Annotated in this window: 16 protein-coding genes; 11 read left to right on the top strand and 5 right to left on the bottom strand. The window is 70.3% G+C overall.

Going from position 1 to position 18,099, the window contains the following annotated elements; genetic code table 11:
* The first annotated feature begins 35 nt into the window (after window positions 1-35).
* The gene (locus tag ABZW60_RS10755) at window positions 36-845 is read left to right on the top strand and encodes a PrsW family intramembrane metalloprotease (protein ID WP_355475533.1); all 810 of its coding nucleotides are present in this window, start codon (window positions 36-38) and stop codon (window positions 843-845) included.
* Complete coding sequence (locus tag ABZW60_RS10750; RefSeq protein WP_355475532.1) at window positions 829-1,959, top strand: pyridoxal phosphate-dependent aminotransferase; 1,131 nt, start codon at window positions 829-831, stop codon at window positions 1,957-1,959. Before ABZW60_RS10755 ends, ABZW60_RS10750 begins: the two co-directional genes overlap by 17 nt.
* Here the strand turns inward: ABZW60_RS10750 and cysS are convergent.
* Window positions 1,952-3,406, bottom strand: a complete 1,455-nt coding sequence (gene cysS / locus ABZW60_RS10745) for a cysteine--tRNA ligase (RefSeq protein ID WP_355475531.1) — start codon at window positions 3,404-3,406, stop codon at window positions 1,952-1,954. The genes ABZW60_RS10750 and cysS overlap by 8 nt on opposite strands.
* A 334-nt stretch (window positions 3,407-3,740) precedes the next feature.
* Between cysS and ABZW60_RS10740 the strand changes: the two genes are divergently transcribed.
* On the top strand, window positions 3,741-4,859 hold the full coding sequence (locus ABZW60_RS10740; RefSeq protein WP_355475530.1) for an endonuclease: 1,119 nt from the start codon (window positions 3,741-3,743) through the stop codon (window positions 4,857-4,859).
* Window position 4,860: 1 nt separating this feature from the next.
* On the opposite strand, the gene ABZW60_RS10735 is transcribed toward ABZW60_RS10740, so the two are convergent.
* Window positions 4,861-7,464 carry a hypothetical protein gene (locus tag ABZW60_RS10735; RefSeq protein ID WP_355475529.1) on the bottom strand — a complete coding sequence of 868 codons (2,604 nt, stop codon included), beginning with the start codon at window positions 7,462-7,464 and terminating at the stop codon, window positions 4,861-4,863.
* 182 nt (window positions 7,465-7,646) lie between these two features.
* Between ABZW60_RS10735 and ABZW60_RS10730 the strand changes: the two genes are divergently transcribed.
* The 3 genes from ABZW60_RS10730 (at window position 7,647) to ABZW60_RS10720 (ending at window position 10,630) form a co-directional block, all read left to right on the top strand.
* Window positions 7,647-8,699, top strand: a complete 1,053-nt coding sequence (locus ABZW60_RS10730) for a hypothetical protein (protein ID WP_355475528.1) — start codon at window positions 7,647-7,649, stop codon at window positions 8,697-8,699.
* A 2-nt stretch (window positions 8,700-8,701) separates the two neighbouring features.
* Window positions 8,702-9,733 carry a hypothetical protein gene (locus ABZW60_RS10725; protein ID WP_355475527.1) on the top strand — a complete coding sequence of 344 codons (1,032 nt, stop codon included), beginning with the start codon at window positions 8,702-8,704 and terminating at the stop codon, window positions 9,731-9,733.
* 72 nt (window positions 9,734-9,805) lie between these two features.
* Complete coding sequence (locus ABZW60_RS10720) at window positions 9,806-10,630, top strand: siderophore-interacting protein (protein ID WP_355475526.1); 825 nt, start codon at window positions 9,806-9,808, stop codon at window positions 10,628-10,630.
* Window positions 10,631-10,640: 10 nt separating this feature from the next.
* Here the strand turns inward: ABZW60_RS10720 and ABZW60_RS10715 are convergent, their stop codons facing one another.
* The 3 genes from ABZW60_RS10715 to ABZW60_RS10705 form a co-directional block, all read right to left on the bottom strand.
* Window positions 10,641-11,420, bottom strand: coding sequence for a Fic family protein (locus tag ABZW60_RS10715; protein ID WP_355475525.1), 780 nt, complete (start codon window positions 11,418-11,420; stop codon window positions 10,641-10,643).
* A gap of 11 nt (window positions 11,421-11,431) precedes the next feature.
* A complete protein-coding gene (locus ABZW60_RS10710; protein WP_355475524.1) occupies window positions 11,432-11,665 on the bottom strand; it encodes a hypothetical protein in 234 nt (77 codons plus the stop codon).
* A 61-nt stretch (window positions 11,666-11,726) separates the two neighbouring features.
* A complete protein-coding gene (locus ABZW60_RS10705; protein ID WP_355475523.1) occupies window positions 11,727-12,434 on the bottom strand; it encodes a hypothetical protein in 708 nt (235 codons plus the stop codon).
* 46 nt (window positions 12,435-12,480) lie between these two features.
* On the opposite strand from ABZW60_RS10705, the gene ABZW60_RS10700 reads away from it, so the two are divergent.
* The 5 genes from ABZW60_RS10700 (at window position 12,481) to ABZW60_RS10680 (ending at window position 18,063) form a co-directional block, all read left to right on the top strand.
* On the top strand, window positions 12,481-13,371 hold the full coding sequence (locus tag ABZW60_RS10700; RefSeq protein WP_355475522.1) for an aminoglycoside phosphotransferase family protein: 891 nt from the start codon (window positions 12,481-12,483) through the stop codon (window positions 13,369-13,371).
* A 12-nt stretch (window positions 13,372-13,383) separates the two neighbouring features.
* On the top strand, window positions 13,384-13,842 hold the full coding sequence (locus tag ABZW60_RS10695; RefSeq protein WP_355475521.1) for a group II truncated hemoglobin: 459 nt from the start codon (window positions 13,384-13,386) through the stop codon (window positions 13,840-13,842).
* 248 nt (window positions 13,843-14,090) lie between these two features.
* Entirely contained in the window at window positions 14,091-15,161 is a 1,071-nt protein-coding gene (locus tag ABZW60_RS10690; protein ID WP_355475520.1) for a glycine betaine/L-proline ABC transporter ATP-binding protein, read from the top strand.
* Window positions 15,161-17,113: an ABC transporter permease subunit gene (locus ABZW60_RS10685; RefSeq protein WP_355475519.1), complete on the top strand. Its 1,953-nt coding sequence runs from the start codon at window positions 15,161-15,163 to the stop codon at window positions 17,111-17,113. Before ABZW60_RS10690 ends, ABZW60_RS10685 begins: the two co-directional genes overlap by 1 nt.
* Window positions 17,110-18,063, top strand: a complete 954-nt coding sequence (locus ABZW60_RS10680; RefSeq protein WP_355475518.1) for an ABC transporter substrate-binding protein — start codon at window positions 17,110-17,112, stop codon at window positions 18,061-18,063. Before ABZW60_RS10685 ends, ABZW60_RS10680 begins: the two co-directional genes overlap by 4 nt.
* Window positions 18,064-18,099: the final 36 nt, after the last annotated feature.

The following is an 18,099-nucleotide window of genomic DNA, read 5'->3' as shown; positions in this document are numbered from 1 at the left end:
GCGCAACCACGCCACGAACCGGCACCATTCAGCTCATGAGCGCACAGCAGTTGGTCCGCCGGTGGGCCTGGGTGGGCACGTTCCTGGTCGGGGCCGGTCTGTACCTGGCCGTGCTGGCCGTGCTGACCGACACCGGGAACCCGAATCTGTTCCCGACGATGATCCTGCTCGGGGCGCTCGTCGTGCCGCTGACCTTCGTGACGTTCGCCGCCGGGCGGTCCGGGCGGTGGCTGATCGACGGGCCGACGCTCGGCGGCTGCCTGCTGTTCGGCGGTGTGGTCGGGGTGCTCGTCGCGGGGTTGCTCGAGTACGACGCGATGCGCCGGCTCGGGACGCTGCCGATGGTCGGCGTCGGGCTGATCGAGGAGGCGGCCAAGCTGGTCGTACCGGCGGTCCTCGTGGTGTTCTTCGGGCACCGGTACCGGACGTCGATCGGGCGCGGGATCATCATCGGCGTCGCGGTCGGCACCGGGTTCGCCGTGCTGGAGACGATGGGGTACGCGTTCGTCGCGCTGCTGCAGTCGAACGGCAACGTCGGCGCCGCCGAGCAGACGTTGTTCATCCGGGGGCTGCTGTCCCCGGCCGGTCACGCGGCCTGGACCGGTCTGGCCTGCTGGGGCCTGTGGCGGTTCGTGACCGCGCCGACCGGCAGGCACTTCGCGGGCTTCCTCGGGATGTACGCGCTGGCGGTCGCGCTGCACTCCACCTGGGACGGCCTCGGCGGCCGGATCACGTACGCCGTCGTCGGCGCGATCTCGATCGGCCTGCTGCTCTACGGCCTCAGGCGCGCGCAGCGTGCCGAGCTCGGCCAAACCCGGAGGGAGCCGTATGCCGACCCTGCCTGATTTCCGCCTGGAGACGTACTTCGCGCGCTGGGAGTTCAGCGCCCGCTACCACCTGACCGCGTCCGACGTGCAGACGCTGCCGCTGTCCGACCTGCTCGCGCTGGCCGACGACGACGGCCGTGAACGCTGGGAGTCGCTGAGCCTCGGCTACACCGAAACCCGCGGCCTCCCGGCGCTGCGCGAGGCGATCGCGGCGACGTACGACCAGGCGGAGCCCGACGACATCCTGTGCTTCGCGGGCGCCGAAGAGGCGATCTACCTGGCGATGCGCACCCTGCTGGACCCGACCGACCACGCCGTCGTCCTGACCCCCAACTACCAGGCGGCGGAAACCATCCCGCTGTCGGTCTGTGAGGTGACCGGGGTAGCCCTGCAGCCCGGCGACGGCTGGGCCCTCGACGTCGACGCGATCGCCGCCGCCCTCCGCCCGAACACCAAACTCGTGTCGGTCAACTTCCCGAACAACCCCACCGGCGCGCTGCCGACGCCGGACGCCTGGTCGCGACTCGTCCGGCTCTGCGACGAGCGCGGCATCACCCTGTTCTCCGACGAGGTCTACCGCGGCCTCGAGGCGAATCCTTTGCCGCAGGCAACAGATCTGTCCGGTACGGCGATCTCGCTCAACGTGATGTCCAAGGCGTACGGGCTGCCGGGCCTGCGGATCGGATGGGTGGCCTGCCGCGACCGCACCGTCCTGGACCGGCTCGAACGGGCGAAGCACTACACGACGATCTGCAACGCGGGCCCGAGCGAAGTCCTCGCGCTGATCGCGCTGCGTGCGCGGGACCGCATCCTGGAGCGCAACCGGGGCATCGTCGCCCGGAATCTGCCGCTGTTCGGCGAGTTCTTCGGGCGGTACGCCGGGTTGTTCGAGTTCACCGCGCCCGACGGCGGCTGCGTCTGTTATCCGCGCTACCTCGGGCCGGACGGTGTCGAGGCGATGTGTCAGGAGCTGGTCGAGCAGGCCGGCGTACTGCTGCTGCCGGCGAGTATCTACGCGTCCGAGCTGACCGCGACGCCGACAGACCGTTTCCGGCTCGGCCTCGGTCGGAGCGGGCCGGAGGAGGCGCTCGCGGCCTGGTCCGATTGGCTGGAGAAGCGAAAGCTCAGCTGACGCGGGTCCAGGCCGGGCCGTCGGCGGTGTCGGTGACCTGGACGCCCAGCTCGGTCAGCTCCGCGCGCAGGGCGTCGGCGCGGGCCCAGTCCCGCGCGGCGCGGGCGGCTTCGCGGTCCGCGACCAGCTGCTCGACCGCGGCCTCGTCGAGCGCGGGCAGTTCGGTCGGCTGGTCGATGTCCAGCGCACCGAACGGCAGCCCGAGCACGGCGGCGCACGCGGCAACGACCGCCCGCTGGCCCTGCTCGGACAGCGCCTGAGCGCGCAGCGACTCCTGCAGCAACGCGAGCACCCGCGGCGTGTTCAGGTCCGCGCTGATCGCATCGTCGATCTGGTCGATCACCGCGATCGCCGCAGCGTCGTCTCCGGCCGCGGTGCGGGCCTCGTCCGCGGTCGTCACCAGCGGCAGCTCACCCAGGGCCGACGTACGGCGGACCAGCCGGCGCAGCGTGGACTGTGCGCTGTCGAGCCCGGCCAGGGTGAACTCGAGCTGGGCGCGGTAGTGACCGCCCAGCAGGAACAGCCGGTACGCGAGCGGGTGGTATCCCTGCTTCGCCAGGTCGCTCACGGTCAGGATGTGCCCCGCCGACTTCGAGATCTTCGCCGAGCCGAGCTGCAGGAACTCGTTGTGCAGCCAGAACTTCACCCACGGCTGCCCGTCGCCGAGGTACGCCTCGCTCTGCGCGATCTCGTTGACGTGGTGCAACTGCCGGTGGTCGACGCCGCCGGTGTGGATGTCGAAGTGCTCACCGAGCAGCAGCATGCTCATCACCGAGCACTCGAGATGCCATCCGGGCGCGCCCCAGCCCCACGGCGAGTCCCACCGCATCGCGCGTAGCTGTCCGGGAGCCTCCGCCCGCCACAGCGCGAAGTCGGTCTTCGCCCGCCGGCCCGGCACCTCCTCGACACGCGCGCCCTCGAGCTGGCCGCTCACGTCGATCAGGCCGAGCTGTCCGTACGTCGGGTCCTTCGAGGTGTCGAAGTACAGCCCGGACTCGATCTCGTAGGTGAAGCCGCGCTCGACCAGGCGCTCCGCGAACGCGATCATCTGCTCGACGTACTGCGTGGCGCGCGGGTAGTGGTGCGCGGGCAGGATGTTCAGCGCGGCCAGGTCGGCGAAGAACGCCTCGGTGTACATCGCCGCGATCTCCTCGACCGACCGGCGCTCGCGGGCGGCCGCGACCTCGAGTTTGTCCTCGCCGAGCTCGGCCTCCGCGACCGCGTGCCCGACGTCGGTGATGTTGATGACGTGCTCGACCTGCCGGCCCTTCCAGAGCAGGGCCCGGCGCAGGGTGTCGGCGAAGGTGTAGGCGCGCAGGTTGCCGATGTGCGCGAAGCTGTAGACCGTCGGGCCGCAGCTGTACAGCCGCACCACACCGTCCGTGGCGGGTGTGAAGTCCTCGATGCGGCGTCCGAGGGAGTTGAAGAGACGCAACGGCACGGTCACCCGCGCGATGCTACCGGTCGGAGAGTGAGATGGCTCCGGCGGAGGCATGGACAACGCGTGGTGGAGTGAGTACCGTCCGTAAACGGCGTCCGCTCAACGCCGACCTCGACGGTGAGGTGCTGCCCGCCAGTAGCACCTCGCTGGTGTGTGGGCAGAGCAGGCCGCGGCGGTCAGTCACGGCCTGATGGGGGCCCATTCACCCAGGTGGGGTGGTGAACGGCACTCACTCGTTCATCGCCCCACCGGTTCAACTCTTCACCTGCTGTTTGTTAAGTGGCCCGGCATCCGGGGCAGACTGACCGCGTCCGGTCCCCAACCGCCCCTGGGAGTAGCCGTGTCCCGATATCTCCGCCCGGCGCTGCTCGTCACCGTCGTACTAGCACTGCTCGGCTTCGGCATCACGCCGTCGAACGCCGCCACCGCAATCTCCGTCAGCACGGCTATCGGCCGGCAGGACGGATCAGTTGCCTCGGTCACCGGTTACGTCGTCGGTCAGCCGACCGCGACCACCACCGTTGTCCGCAGCAACTTCCCGAACGACTACGCGCTGGCCCTCGCCGACTCGGCGTCCCAGACCAGCACGTCGTCGATGCTCTACGTCCAGATCCCGGCCGAGTTCCGCGCGTCGTACGGGCTGCAGAGCAACCCGAGCCTGCTCGGCAAGCAGATCACCGTCACCGGCACGCTCGCCGCGTACTTCTCGCATCCCGGCCTGAAGAACGCGACCGCCTTCACCGGCGGTGGCGGCTCGTCGGATCCCGGTGATCCGGGCGATTACTACGCCGGCGCCGAGGGCAAGACCGGAGCCGCGCTGAAGTCCGCGCTGCACACGATCATCTCGAGTCAGACCAAGCTCACCTACGACCAGGTCTGGGACGCGCTGAAGGTCACCGACCAGGACCCCAACAACAGCAGCAACGTCATCGAGATCTACTCCGGCCGCTCGATCAGCAAGAGCCTGAACGGCGGTGACGCCGACGACTGGAACCGCGAGCACGTCTGGGCCAAGTCCCACGGCGACTTCGGGACCGCGACCGGCCCGGGCACCGACGTCCACCACCTGCGCCCCGAGGACGTCACGGTGAACTCGGCGCGCGGCAACCTCGACTTCGACAACGGCGGCACGTCGGTCGCGCAGTGCTCCGGCTGTACGGCGGACTCGGACTCGTTCGCGCCGCGGGCGGCCGTCCGCGGCGACGTCGCCCGGATGATCTTCTACATGGCCGTTCGGTACGAGGGCGACGACGGGTTCGCCAACCTCGAGCTGAACAACTCGGTCGGCAACGGCACCGCGCCGTACATCGGCAAGCTGTCGGTGCTGAAGGCCTGGGCCGCGGCCGACCCGCCGGACGCGTTCGAGAAGAACCGCAACGAGGTCATCTACAGCCAGTTCCAGCACAACCGGAACCCGTTCATCGACCACCCGGAGTGGATCGCGTCCATCTGGCCGTGAGCTAGCGGTTCGCCTGCAGGTCTTCGCGCTTGGGCCCGCCCGCACCGAGGGCGGGCCTGAGCGCGTCCGCGGTGAGTTGGGCCGGCGCCGCGGACGGCAGCGCGATCCCGGTCTGCGCGGCGGCGACGCCGAGCCGGGTCTGGACCCAGTCCTGGAAGCCCGGGTCGGCGACGCGGATCTGGTGGCCGGTGCGGGTGAGCAGTCCGCGGGAGACGAGTTTCTGCGCGGCGCTGTCCAGGTCCCAGCGGGCCGGCGCGGCGGCCTCGGAGCGGGACGGGATCGGCATCCCGCGAGAGCCGTGCGCCGCGGTCTTCGCCAGCAGCTCCTTCTCGGTCGGAGCGCAGTTGTACCAAGCCGCGTCGTACAGCGCCCGTGACTGGGCGTTGAGCCGGCTCGTCGCCGTCGTGGCGACCTCGGTCGTGATGCCCTGGTCGGGCCCGGCGAGCTCGAGGGCCGCGCTGGTCAGGGTCCGTAGCCGGCTCGGGTTGCCGTTGGCGGCGCTCACCAGGTGATCCACCGCCTCCGAGTCGAACCGGATCCCGGCCTGCTGCAGCGGCTGGGTGAGCGCCGGCCGCAGCTCGTCGGCGCTCAGCGGCGTCAGCCGCCGGACGTCGAACCGCGCGGCGTCCTGGGTCTCGACACCGGCGTGCCCACCCGAGGCCTCTAGCAACCGGCTGGTGGCCTCCTCGCCGCCGGCCGCGATCAGGAACAGCGGCTTGCGGGACCGGTGCAGGTGCGCCGACAGCTCGGTCAGTGCGACCAGGTCGGTCTTCGACGCGGCGTCCAGGTTGTCGACCATCAGCAGGATCGGCTGCCGCTTGGGGTGTGCCATCTTCGCGAGGTGCTCGGCGACGTCGTTCAGCGTCGTACCGACGGAGTCCTTCTTGACGCCCTCCCACGCGGTCCCGACGCGGATCTTCGGCCCCGGCGCGATGCCGAGCCCGACCTGCGCGGTGTGCATCGAGTTCCGGGTCCGGATCGCCATCTTGTTCAGGAGCTGCTTCAGCTCCTTCACCTCACCGGCCGGGTACGTGCCCTCGAAGTTCCGCAGCTGGCCCTGGACGGCGCGGATGACGCGGGCCTCCAGCGACTCCCGGCGGGACGCGTCCAGCCGGATCGAGATCCAGCCCTGCTCGTCCGCGAACGCCTTGGTCCGGGACAACTCCTGGCTGGTCCCCATCCCGGGCGGGCCGGTGAACAGCACCGAGGTGCCTCTCGGTGTCCGCTGGTCGAGCGACACCGGCCGGCCTTGCTCGTCCTTGCGGTCGACCTGATGGACGAGGTCCCGGGCGTTGCCGAACACCTGGTTGACCAGGGCCCGGTCGCCGAGCGGGTGAGCCGGTGCGAGAGCCGCCTCCTGGCGGCCGGGCTCGATCGGCTGCGCGGTGGACGTCGTCGGCGTCTGCCCCAGGTGGTCGTTCACCCAGTCGCGGAACCCGCGGTCGGGGATCGTCACGACCCGTCCGTCGTGCTCCCGCAGCAGTCCGCGGGCGACCAGCTCCTGGCGGGCGCGGTCGATCTCCTGCCAGTTCCCGGGCGCGGCGGCGCCGGTCTCGTCCGGCATGGACAGCCCGGCCTGGCCCTGGGCGGCGACCCGCGCCAGCAGGTCCTTCTGCGCGTGCGTGGTGCCCTTCTGGTCCCAGACGCTCTGGTACATCACCGCGGCGTCGGCCCTGACCTGGGCGGTCGCGGTGGCGGCGGACCCGACGGTGATCCCACGCTGCCGGTCCCGGTACGCGACCGCGGCCTGGCCGAGCCGCCGCAGCCGGCCGGGGTCGCCGTTGGCAGCGGTCAGCAGGTCGTCGATCGCGGCGTGGTCGTAAGCGATCCCGGCCCGGTCCAGCGGCTCGGTCAGCGCCGGCCGGAGCTGCGCGTCGGTCAACGGGCCGAGCTCGCGGATGTCGAACTGGTTGGTGATCGTGGTGGCGATCCCGGACATCCGGCGGGACGCGTTCATCAGCGCGCTGGTCGACATCGAGCCGCCGGCCGCGACCAGCCAGACGGGCCGGTTCAGTTGCTCGATGTGGATCGCCAGCTCGTTCAGGCCGGCCCGGTCGTGCTCGGAGGCCTGGTCGATGTTGTCCACCAGCAGCAGGATCGGCTTGCCGTCGATCTCGGTCAGTTTGCCGAGCTCGTCGGCGAAGTCGTTCAGCGTGGTGCCGAGATCGTCGTACGCCGTGGTGTCCTTCTCGCTCTTGCCGATCAGCTCGACCGGCATCGGACCGCCACCGAGCCGGTACTCGACGCCGACCCGGGTCTTGCGGCCGCTGCGGGTGAGGTCGCCGACCGTCCGGCTCAGCTTGCGGACCGGGCCGCGCCGGAACCGGGCCCGCAGCGCGTCCAGGTTGGTCCGGACCGCGCCGGTCAGCTGGTGCTCGAGCGGGACGTTCGCCGAGGCCGTCAGCCGGATCGCGGTCCAGCCCCGGCGGGCCGCCAGGTCCTCCGCGCGGTCCAGCTCCGAGCTCTTGCCCATCCCGGGCGGACCGGTGAACAGGATCGCCTTGCTCTCCGGCAGCACCTCACCCAGCGAGATCGGGTTGCCGAGCCGGTCGGTCCGCGCGACGGAGTACGCCGGGTGCCGGACCGTACCGAAGACCTGGCTCATTGGACCAGCGTGCGGACCGTAGCCGTCGCCGACGCGGGCGACGCATGACCGACCGGTTAACAGTCGGCCCCCGGGAGTTGAACCCCGAGCGCGCGGCAACCGGTCTACAGACCCCGGCCCGTTCGCGCACTCCTGCGCCGAAATGCTTGGAACGACCCTGTACCGCTGTCACTCTCAGTGGCATGCGAATCAGACGAGTACTCGCGGCGCTGCTGGCCGCACCGCTTGCGGGAGTGATGCTCGGTGGTGCGCCGGCCGCCCAGGCCTCCCCGGATCCATACCTGACCATCTCCCAGGTCACCCTCGCCCGTACGTCGGTCGCGGTGTCCGGCCTGAACACCTACCCCATCAACGTCACCGTGAAGGGCGGCTACCACTCCGGTGAGCCGGGCGACGACAACGTGGTGCTGAACGTCGTGCTCGAACGCACCGGCGGCACCGGCCCGCGGGACAGCATCGTGTCCGCGGACCTGAAGCGCAGCGGCGGAACGGTCGAGAACGGCACCTGGACCGGCCGGCTGAACGTGGCGTCGACCGCCAACGGCACCTTCAAGGTCACCGGCGTGATGACCGGCCCGTACGGCTCCCCGGGCTCGGGGACCCCGGTCGACCCGACGCCGTACGCCGGCCAGACGATCACCGTGAAGGGCACCAACCTGCCGAAGATCACCGCGTCGGTGAATCCCAAGGTGGTGCCGTGGGACAAGCCGTACACGATCACGTGGGCGGTCACGAACACCGCGACCGGCAAGCCGTACGGCTCGCAGATCCCGATCGGCCTCGGTGTCGACACGCCGTGCGCCGAGGGCGGCAGCCCGATGTACAAGACCGGGACGAACGGCCTGATCACCAAGTCGTACACGGCCTCCGACGGCGGCGCGCTGAACTGTGCGCACCTCTACGCCGACCCGTACTACATCGTCGGCCAGTGGCTGTTCGTGGCGCACCCGGCGATCGTCTCGGCGGTGCCCTCGAAGACCAGCGCCCCGGTCGGGACCGTTGTCCCGGTCAACGGTTCGGTCTACCGCGTGGGTGGTTGCTCCGTGCAACTTCAGCGGCTGTACGGCGCGTCGCAGTGGCGGTCCGTCAGCACCGCGCCGGTGCGGCAGTCCGGGCGGTTCACCGTCAACGCGCAACCGGCGTACAAGGGTCAGATTCCGTACCGCGTCTACTTCCCGGCCTGCGGCAGCATCGTCGCGGGGTTCAGCAAGACGTTCTACATCCGAGGGACGTGATGATGAGAAGCCGAGTGCTCGCCGCCCTGCTCGCGGCACCCCTGGTGCTGGCCTTGTTCCCGGCCGCGGCCCAGGCCGAACCCGACCCGGACCTGAAGATCGACTCGATCACGCTGAACAAGACCAGCGTCGCCGTCAGCGGTCTCAACACCGCGCCGGTCACGGTGACGGTGAAGGGCACGTACACCCCCGACGCCGACACTTCGGTGAACGTGCTCCTCGAACGGACCGGGGGCACCGGCCAGGAGCGGTACCTGTGGTCCACCAACCTGCCGCGCCTCGCGAACGGTACCTGGAGCGGGCCGGTGAACGTCCCGTCGACGGCGAACGGCACGTTCAAGGTCACCGGTGTGCAGACCGGCCCGTTCTTCCCCGGTAGCGGGAGCATGACCGACCCGACGCCGTACTCCGGGCCGTCGCTCGCGATCACCGGGACGCATCAGCCGAAGATCACCGCGTCGGTGTCGCCGAAGGTGGTGCCGTTCGGTTCCGGCTTCAAGATCACCTGGGCGGTCACGGACGCGCAGACCGGCAAGCCGTACGGCTCCCGGGTCCGCGTGGTCCTCGGCACCGACAACATCTGCGCCGAGTACTTCGGCCCGGGCTACACGAACCTGACCGGCACCAACGGCCTGGTGACCAAGTCTTACGCCGCCGACGCCGCCGAGTGGGTCAACTGCCTGCTGCTGCCCGGCAATCCGGCGTCGGTCGGCGGGCTCGGCCTCGTAGTCGTCCGGCCCGGAGTCGTGTCCGCGACGCCGTCGAGGACGAGCGCGCCGGTCGGGACGATCGTCCCCGTGAACGGTGTCGTCGCCGGGGCCCCGTCCTCGTGCAAGGTGTACCTGCAGCGGTTGTACGGCGCCACCCAGTGGAAGACCGTCAGCCCCGCGGGCAACATCCGGTCCTACAGCGGCAAGTTCACCCTCTACGCGCAACCGGCGTACAAGGGCCTGATTCCGTACCGCGTCTACTTCCCGAAGTGCTACAACTACACGGCCGGCTTCAGCAAGGTCTTCTACATCCGCGGGACCTGAGCGCCTGTTGGGCAGGTGGGTTAGGGTTAGTTAGGCTGACCTAACCTGCCCGCCCGAGAGGACCGTCGTCGCGTGACCACACCCGCACCCCGCCGTAACCGCGTCTGCAAGCGCGCCGTCGTCCTCCGGACCGAGCGGATCACGCCGCACATGATCCGGGTCGTGTTCACGTCCGACGACTTCGCCGACAACGGCTTCACCGACCACTACGTGAAGCTGCTGTTCTGCCAGGACGGCGTCGAGTATCCCGAGCCGCTGGACATGGGCGTGGTGCGGGAGACCTTCCCGGCCGAGCACTGGCCGACCATGCGGACCTACACGGTTCGGAGCTGGGACGAGGCGACGCGCGAGTTCGCGATCGACTTCGTGCACCACGGCGACGAGGGTGTCGCCGGTCCGTGGGCGGCGTCGGCGCAGCCGGGCGACGTACTGTGGTTCAACGGCCCCGGCGGCGCCTACGCACCGGACGCGGCGGCCGACTGGCACCTGCTGGTGGGTGACGAGAGCGCGCTGCCGGCGATCGGCTCCGCGGTCGAGCAGCTGCCGCCGGGCGCCCGCGCGACCGTTCTCCTCGAGGTGGCGGACGAGAGCGAGCAGCAGAAGTTCGGCGGCCCGGGCGACGTCGACGTGCGCTGGTTCCACCGCGCGACCGCCGGAGGTGAGCGCGGCGACGGCCTGGTCGCGGCCGTGGAGGCGTTCGACTTCCCGGACGGCACGCCGCACGTGTTCGTGCACGGCGAGGCCGGTTTCGTGTTCCGGATCCGCAAGAACCTCTTCCAGGAGCGCGGCCTGTCCCGCGACCAGGTCTCCCTGTCCGGCTACTGGCGCCTAGGCAAGAACGAGGACGGCTGGCAGGCCGAAAAGGCCGAAACCGCGCGCCAGGAACGCTCCTCCTGAAGCCGGCGGATCAGTCCCGCTCGACCGACGTTCCTCCGCGGCCCCGGGAGGGGTTCTTGCGGTCGGCTTCGCCGGTGCCTGGTGGTGTCGTGGCCCGGGTGGACACCTCGTTCGGGTCGAGCCCGGCGACCCGCCGGGCCTCCTTCAGCTCCGCGGGGAGCAGGGTCGCGGTCGGTCCGCCGGGGCGCGGCTCGGCGATCGCCTTGAACACCGGCACCATCATCTCGGGCACCGGCTCGTACTTGCCGAGGTCCGGATCGGTCAGCATCGAGCGCTGGTTCCACACCGCCGGCGGGACTTTGCTGAAGTCGAGCTGGTACGGCGACAGCTCGGCCACGTGCTGCATGAACACCTTGGCCGCCCGTCCGTTGCCCTCGCGCTGCGGATGGGCCTGGTTCACGTACGCGTGCACCTCGGCGGCCTTCTCCGCGAACTGGTCCAGGTCCATCGACGCCCAGTCGGCGGACTCGATCAGCTTGGCGGCATCGGTCAGGTAGCGGTCGATCTGGCCGATGGGCGCGAAGCCGCCCGGTCCGCTCTTGGCCAGCTCGACGGTCCGGCGCCGGCCGGCCCACTCGTAGACGTCCTGGAACAGGTGCGCGTGGATCGCCTCCACGTGCCGGCCGTCGTAGGTCCGCGGGATGTCGGCCTCGCCGGACTCCAGCTGTCGCTGACGCTCGGCCGCCGCCGCGTACTCCAGGCCTTTCAGCGTGTCTTTGTCGAGCTCGCCGAACTTGTTCCGCAGTGTCTCTTGGTGGGGCGGTGGGTAGACATACGGGTCTGTTGCCACGCGCGGCCGCCTCAGCCCTGGCCCGTCGCGCGCCGGCGGGCCGCCGCGTGCGCGCGGCGCAGGTACTCGTCCTGGTCGATGGTGCCGCGGGCGCGGTCGGTGAGGTTCTCGACGTCCTCGCGGTTCGGCTCCCAGCCTTCGTGCCACGCGTTGGCCAGCGACTGCAGGACAGCGCGACGTTGGTCCTCGTCGAGCGGGGCGAACAGTTCGGGCCAGCGCTCCTCGACGTTCAGCTGCTCGGCCACGGCCCAGCCCCTTTCTGCTCCGCTCGGATCCACCTCATCCTACGGAACCGCAGGGTCCGGATCAGGTGCCGCGGCGCTCGGCCAGGACGTCGATCAAGGTGCCGGCCTGGTTGGTCGGGAGCACCCAGTCCTCGCCGTTCGCCTGCAGGATCACGGCCGGGCCCTCGCTGGCGACGGCGTGCGTGATCGCGATCGGGAACCGGAGGCGCTCCGCACCCGACAGCGAGAACTCGTGCGTCCCGGTGATCGCGCTCAGCGGGTAGGTGCGGAACTGCTGCTCGGACCGCGGGACGGGATGCGACTGCACGGTCACCGTGTCCGCGCCGACCAGAACGGCGGCGAGCGGGATGCCGCGGAGCCGGAAGACCAGCTCGTACGGCGTGCCGGCGAGCTCGGGGACGAACGGGACCAGCAGCGCGCGGTCGGCGGCGCGCGCGAGCGCCAGCCCGCCGACGATGCCGAGGATCAGCCCGGGCAGGGCGAGGATCGCCGGCCACCAGACCCCGACCGCCAACGGGAACAGCGTCACGGTCAGCCCGGCCAGCCCGCCGAACAACCCGGCGACGGCCAGCCACCACCGCGGCGTGTATCGGTGCCGCCGGCGCAGGACGAACCCGACCACCAGCATCGCCACCGGCACGACGCACCCGATCCATGCGGCCGCCGGCCCGGTCGCCGCGATCAGCGCGACCACCACCAGCAGCAGCGCCGGAATCCCCAGATAAATCGCCGCCACCAACCGCTGCACCCGCCGATGCCTGCTCTCCACGGGAAAACCCAAGCACATGTCTGCCGCAGCACCTACTCTGCCGAGGGTGATCGAGATTCCCGCGAAGCTCGTCCGGAACCACAGCCTGAAGGCCGCCGACTGGCTGAACGGTCTGCCCGGGGCGGTCGAGCGGTACGTCGACGAGTGGCAGCTGACGATCTCCGGCGACCCGTTGAGCGGCGAGGCGTCGCTGATCCTCCCGGTCGTCCGGCGGGACGGGACCGCGGCGATGCTCAAGCTGCAGCGCGTCGACGAGGAGTCCGAGAGCGAGGCGCTCGCGCTGCGGACCTGGCACCACGACGACGTGGTCGAGGTCCTCGAGGACGACCCCGAGACATCGACGCTGCTGCTGGAACGGCTCGAAGGTCGCAGCCTCGACGACCTGCCGGACGCCGTCGAGGCGACCCGCATCCTCGCGGAGCTGCTGGTGCGGCTGAGCGCCGTGCCGGCGCCGCCGGGGATCCGTCGGCTGGCGGACGTCGCGGCCGGCATGCTCGCGGACGCGCCGCGGTTGATTCCGCTCCTCGCCGATCCTGCCGAGCGGGCCTTGACGTGGCGCCTCGTGGCGCAGGTGACCGAGCTGCTGCCGGAGCCCGGCGACCGCCTGCTGCACTGGGACCTGCACTACTACAACGTGCTCGCGGCGAAGCGGCAGCCGTGGCTGGCGATCGACCCGAAGCCGCTGGCCGGCGACCCCGGATTCGAGCTCATGCCCGCGGTGTGGAACCGGTGGGACGACCTGGTGGCGACCGGAGACCTCGCGCAGGCGATCCGCCATCGGTTCGACCTGATGCTCGAGGTGACCGGCATCGACCGGGACCGCGCCCTCGGCTGGACCGCCGGGCGGATCCTGCAGAACATCTTGTGGTTCACCGAGGACGGTGACACCCGGATCGAGGACGAGCTCGCGGCGGTCACGGCTGCCCTCTTGGTGTGATTACATAATTACGTGACTACCCCGACGTTGTACGAGTGGGCCGGCGGGCACGAGGCGCTGCGCCGGCTGACCGAGGTGTTCTACGACCAGGTGCTCGAGGATCCGATCCTGGCACCGGTCTTCGCGCACATGAGCGAGCACCACCGCGAGCACGTGGCGATCTGGCTGGGCGAGGTGTTCCGCGGCCACAGCCGGTACACCGACGAGCTCGGTGGGTATCCGGCGATGTTGTCGCATCACCTCAACCTCGGGCTGACCGAGGAGCAGCGGTCGCGGTGGGCCGCGCTGATCGCCCGCAGCGCCGACCCGGCCGGCCTTCCGGACGACCCGGAGTTCCGCTCGGCCTTCGTCGCGTATGTCGAGTGGGGCACCCGGATCGCCCTCGCGAACTCCCAGCCCGGCGCGACCCCGCCGCCGCAGGCCCCCGTCCCGCACTGGGGCTGGGGCGAGGCCCCGCCGTACCAGCCCTAACCCTGACAGGAGTCGGGGGCCTCGTGGTTGGGTAGAGTCCCGGTTCACGTTGTGTCTGCCGGCGGGGATGCGAGGGTCGAGGTCCTGTCTGGTAATCCAGCGCCTACTGCGGGGCACTCGGCACGGCACCTCGCCGCACGGAGGCAAAGGCCACGATGCGCCGCATCGAGACCTTCGCCCCCGCACGCCGATGCACCGCACCGAGTACCTCCTCGCTACGGCGCTGGATTACCAGACAGGACCTACCTGTGACCGCTCAGCTCGAGTACCCCGACGTTCAGGATTCCGGCGCGCTGCTGTCCGTTCAGGGCCTGTGGAAAGTCTTCGGCCCGAAGGCGCAGCGCGTCCCGCACCGGCCGGACCTCGCCGCGCTCGATCGTCCGGAGCTGTACGCGAAGACCGGCTGTACGGCGGCCGTCCGCGACCTGAGCTTCGACGTGGCGCCCGGCGAGGTGTTCGCGGTGATGGGGCTGTCCGGCTCGGGCAAGTCGACGCTGGTGCGGTGCCTGACCCGGCTGATCGAGCCGACGGCCGGGCGGCTGACCTTCGAGGGTGAGGACCTGCGCGCGGCCGACGAGAAGCGGCTGCGCGCCCTGCGCCGGAGCAAGTTCTCGATGGTTTTCCAGCACTTCGGACTGCTGCCGCACCGCAAGGTGATCGACAACGTCTCGTACGGCCTGGAGATCCGCGGCGAGAGCAGGCCCGACCGGCGCCGCCGCGCCCAGGAGGTCATCGACCTGGTCGGCCTGGCCGGCAACGAGCAGCTGTACCCCGAGCAGCTGTCCGGCGGGATGCAGCAGCGCGTCGGACTGGCGCGGGCGCTCGCGAACGATCCCGACGTGCTGCTCTTCGACGAGCCGTTCTCCGCGCTCGACCCGCTGATCCGGCGCGAGATGCAGACCGAGGTGGTCCGGCTGCACCGCGAGGTCGGCAAGACGATGGTGTTCATCACCCACGACCTGTCCGAGGCGCTCAAGCTGGGCGACCGGATCCTGCTGATGCGCGACGGCGCCGCGGTGCAGCTCGGCACCGGCGACGAGCTGGTCGGCGCGCCGGCCGACGACTACGTGCGCGAGTTCGTCCGCGACGTACCGCGGGCCGACGTCCTGACGCTGCGCTGGATCGTCCGCGACCCGCGCCCGGGCGAGCCGCTCGACGGCCCGGAGCTCGCACCCGATGTCCTGGTCCGCGAGGCGACCCGGCTGGTGCTCGAGTCCGACCGCCCGGTGAAGGTCGTCGACGGCGGCACGCTGCTCGGCGTGATCCGTGACGAGGAGATCCTCGCCGTCGTCGCGCCGCCAAGAGACAACCTCGCCTGATGGCCGTCGTCACGAGCGACGTGGAGGTCGAGGTCCGGCGGCCTCGGCGCAGCGTCGTCGTCGGAGTCCTACTCGTCGTCTGGGTCGCGGCGTACTTCGTCCTGCGGGGCATCGACACGCTCGTGCTCGGCGGCCAGGAGACGACCCCGCTGCACCGCTGGCTGACCGATCACCGCGACGACGTCGGACAGGGCAACGCGTTCTTCGACGCGATCCGGGTCGTCGTCGACCAGTTCGTCGTCCTGCTCCAGAACGTCATCTCGCAGCCGTCGTTCGACCGCCCGGTCCCGGTGATCGGGTGGCTCGGTGTGGTCGCGATCTCGGCGTACTGCGCGTGGGCCTTCGGCAACTGGAAGGTCGCCGTCCTGACCGCGGCCGGGCTCGCCTTCGTCGGGCTGCAGGGGCTGTGGCAGGAGAGTATGGACACGCTCGCGCTGACGATCGCGGCCGTGCTGCTGTCGCTGCTGGTCGCGATCCCGCTCGGGATCTGGGCGGGGCTGTCGGACCGGGCGTTCCGGGTCGCGACGCTGGTGCTCGACCTGATGCAGACGCTGCCGACGTTCGTGTACCTCGCGCCGCTGACGTTGTTCTTCGCGATCGGACCGGCCGCGGCGACGATCGCCACGCTGATCTACGCCGCCCCGCCGGCGGTCCGGCTGACCGCGCACGCGATCCGCTCGGTGCCGCCGGAGAGCGTCGAGGCCGCGCGCTCACTCGGCTCGACCCGCGGGCAGACGCTGCTGAAGGTGCTGCTGCCGATGTCGCGGTCGACCGTTGTCGTCGGCATCAACCAGACCATCATGGCCGCGCTCTCGATGGTGACCGTGGCCGCGCTGATCGACGCACCGGGCCTCGGCCAGACCGTGCTGAAGGCGCTGCAGACGCTGGACGTCGGCGTCGCGTTCAACGCGGGGCTGGCGATCGTGGTGATCGCGATCGTGCTCGACCGGGTGACGACGGCGGCGGGCGACCGGCCGTGGCGTACGGCGAGTGTGCGCCGCAAGGTGCTGCTCGGCGCCGGGGCCGTCGGTGTGCTCGTGGCGGTCTGGTTCTCGCGGACCTACGTGTGGGCGGCCGAGTTCCCGTCGGACGTGAACATCGGCTCGCGGATCGCCGTGGTCGCGTCGGACGTGACCACGTGGGTCCAGGACGTCTTCGGCGGGTTCACGTACGGCGTGCGGGACGTGGTGACCGTGGCGCTGCTCAACCCGCTCGAAGGCCTGCTGACCGGATCGCCGTGGTGGCTCGTGAGCGCGGTCCTCGTCGCGCTGGGCGCCTTGCTCGGAGGCTGGCGTGGTGCGGTCCCGGCCGCGGTGTGCTGCGTGCTGCTGGTCGCCACCGGGGTGTGGCACGACAGCATGGTCACGCTGGCGTCGACGCTGCTGGCCACGGTCGTGGTGGTCGCCGTCGGTCTCGCGCTCGGCGTGTGGGCCGGGCGGAACCGGCGGGTGGACGCCTGGATCCGGCCGGTGCTGGACGCGGGGCAGACCATGCCGCCGTTCGTGTACCTGGTGCCGTTCCTGGCGTTGTTCGGCACCAGCCGGTTCACCGCGATCGCGGCGGCGGTGGTGTTCGCCGTACCGGTCACCACGAAGATCGTTGCGGACGGCATCAAGGCGGTGCCGGTCGCGACCGTGGAGGCGGCGAACTCGGTCGGGTCGAGCGGCTGGCAGGTGATCAGCAAGGTGCAGCTGCCGGTGGCGCGGCGGGCGATCACGCTCGCGGTCAACCAGGGGCTGATCTACGTGCTGTCGATGGTGGTCGTCGGCGGACTGGTCGGCGCGGGTGCGCTCGGGTACGACGTGGCCGCCGGGTTCGCGCAGAGCGAGTTGTACGGCAAGGGGCTGGCCGCCGGTCTGGCGATCGTGCTGCTGGGCGTGATGCTCGACCGCATCACGCAGGCCGCCGCACGCCGTACGCAGGATTTCCAAAGTAGAGGAGACAAGCGGTGAACAGACTCCGGTACGCCGGTGTGCTGACGGCGGTCGCGCTGGCGGTCGCGGGATGCGGTGGGCAGAAGGTCGGCGCCCAGGAGCAGCCGGCCGGCGGGAAGGAGTGCGGTTCGTTCAACCTCACCGTCAGCCCCTGGGTCGGGTACGAGGCGAACGCTGCCGTGGTGGCGTACGTCGCGACCAAGGACCTCGGCTGCAAGGTGCAGAAGAAGAACCTCAAGGAGGAGATCGCCTGGCAGGGCTTCTCGACCGGTGAGGTCGACGTGAACCTGGAGAACTGGGGTCACGAGGACCTGAAGAAGAAGTACATCGAGACCGACAAGGTCGCGGTCGAGGCCGGCTCCACCGGCGTCAAGGGCGTGATCGGCTGGTACGTGCCGCCGTGGATGGCCGAGAAGTACCCGGACATCACGGACTCGAAGAACCTGAACAAGTACGCCGCCCTGTTCAAGACGTCGGAGTCCGGCGGCAAGGGGCAGCTGCTCGACGGCGACCCGTCGTACGTGACGAACGACGAGGCGCTGGTGAAGAACCTGTCGCTGAACTACAAGGTCGTGCAGAGCGGCTCCGAGACCGCGCTGATCCAGGCGTTCCGGGACGCGGAGAAGAACAAGCGGCCGCTGCTCGCGTACTTCTACGAGCCGCAGTGGTTCTTCAACGAGATCAAGCTGGTCAAGGTCAACCTGCCCGCGTACACGGCCGGCTGCGACGCGGACCCCGCGAAGGTGGCCTGCGACTACCCGCCGTACGACCTGGACAAGATCGTCTCGAAGAAGTTCGCCGACTCCGGCAGCCCGGCCTACGACCTGGTCAAGAAGTTCCAGTGGACCAACGAGGACCAGAACGCCGTCGCCCGGATGATCGCCGTCGACAAGCTCACACCCGACCAGGCCGCCGAGAAGTGGGTCACCGCGAATCGGCAGAAAGTCGACGCCTGGCTCGGCAAGTAGTTCAAAAGCTCAAAGAACAGAAAGAAAAAGAAAGGA

The sequence above is a fragment of the Kribbella sp. NPDC003557 genome, from assembly GCF_040610805.1.
Taxonomy (GTDB): Bacteria; Actinomycetota; Actinomycetes; order Propionibacteriales; family Kribbellaceae; genus Kribbella.
This window is presented reverse-complemented; position numbering and strand designations above follow the sequence as displayed.

Coding starts and splice junctions, on each gene's coding strand:
- ABZW60_RS10755 (WP_355475533.1), top strand. CDS start 36: ATGAGCGCACAGCAGTTGGTCCGCCGGTGGGCCTGGGTGGGCACGTTC.
- ABZW60_RS10730 (WP_355475528.1), top strand. CDS start 7,647: ATGCGAATCAGACGAGTACTCGCGGCGCTGCTGGCCGCACCGCTTGCG.
- ABZW60_RS10735 (WP_355475529.1), bottom strand. CDS start 7,464: ATGAGCCAGGTCTTCGGTACGGTCCGGCACCCGGCGTACTCCGTCGCG.
- ABZW60_RS10685 (WP_355475519.1), top strand. CDS start 15,161: ATGGCCGTCGTCACGAGCGACGTGGAGGTCGAGGTCCGGCGGCCTCGG.
- ABZW60_RS10750 (WP_355475532.1), top strand. CDS start 829: ATGCCGACCCTGCCTGATTTCCGCCTGGAGACGTACTTCGCGCGCTGG.
- ABZW60_RS10725 (WP_355475527.1), top strand. CDS start 8,702: ATGAGAAGCCGAGTGCTCGCCGCCCTGCTCGCGGCACCCCTGGTGCTG.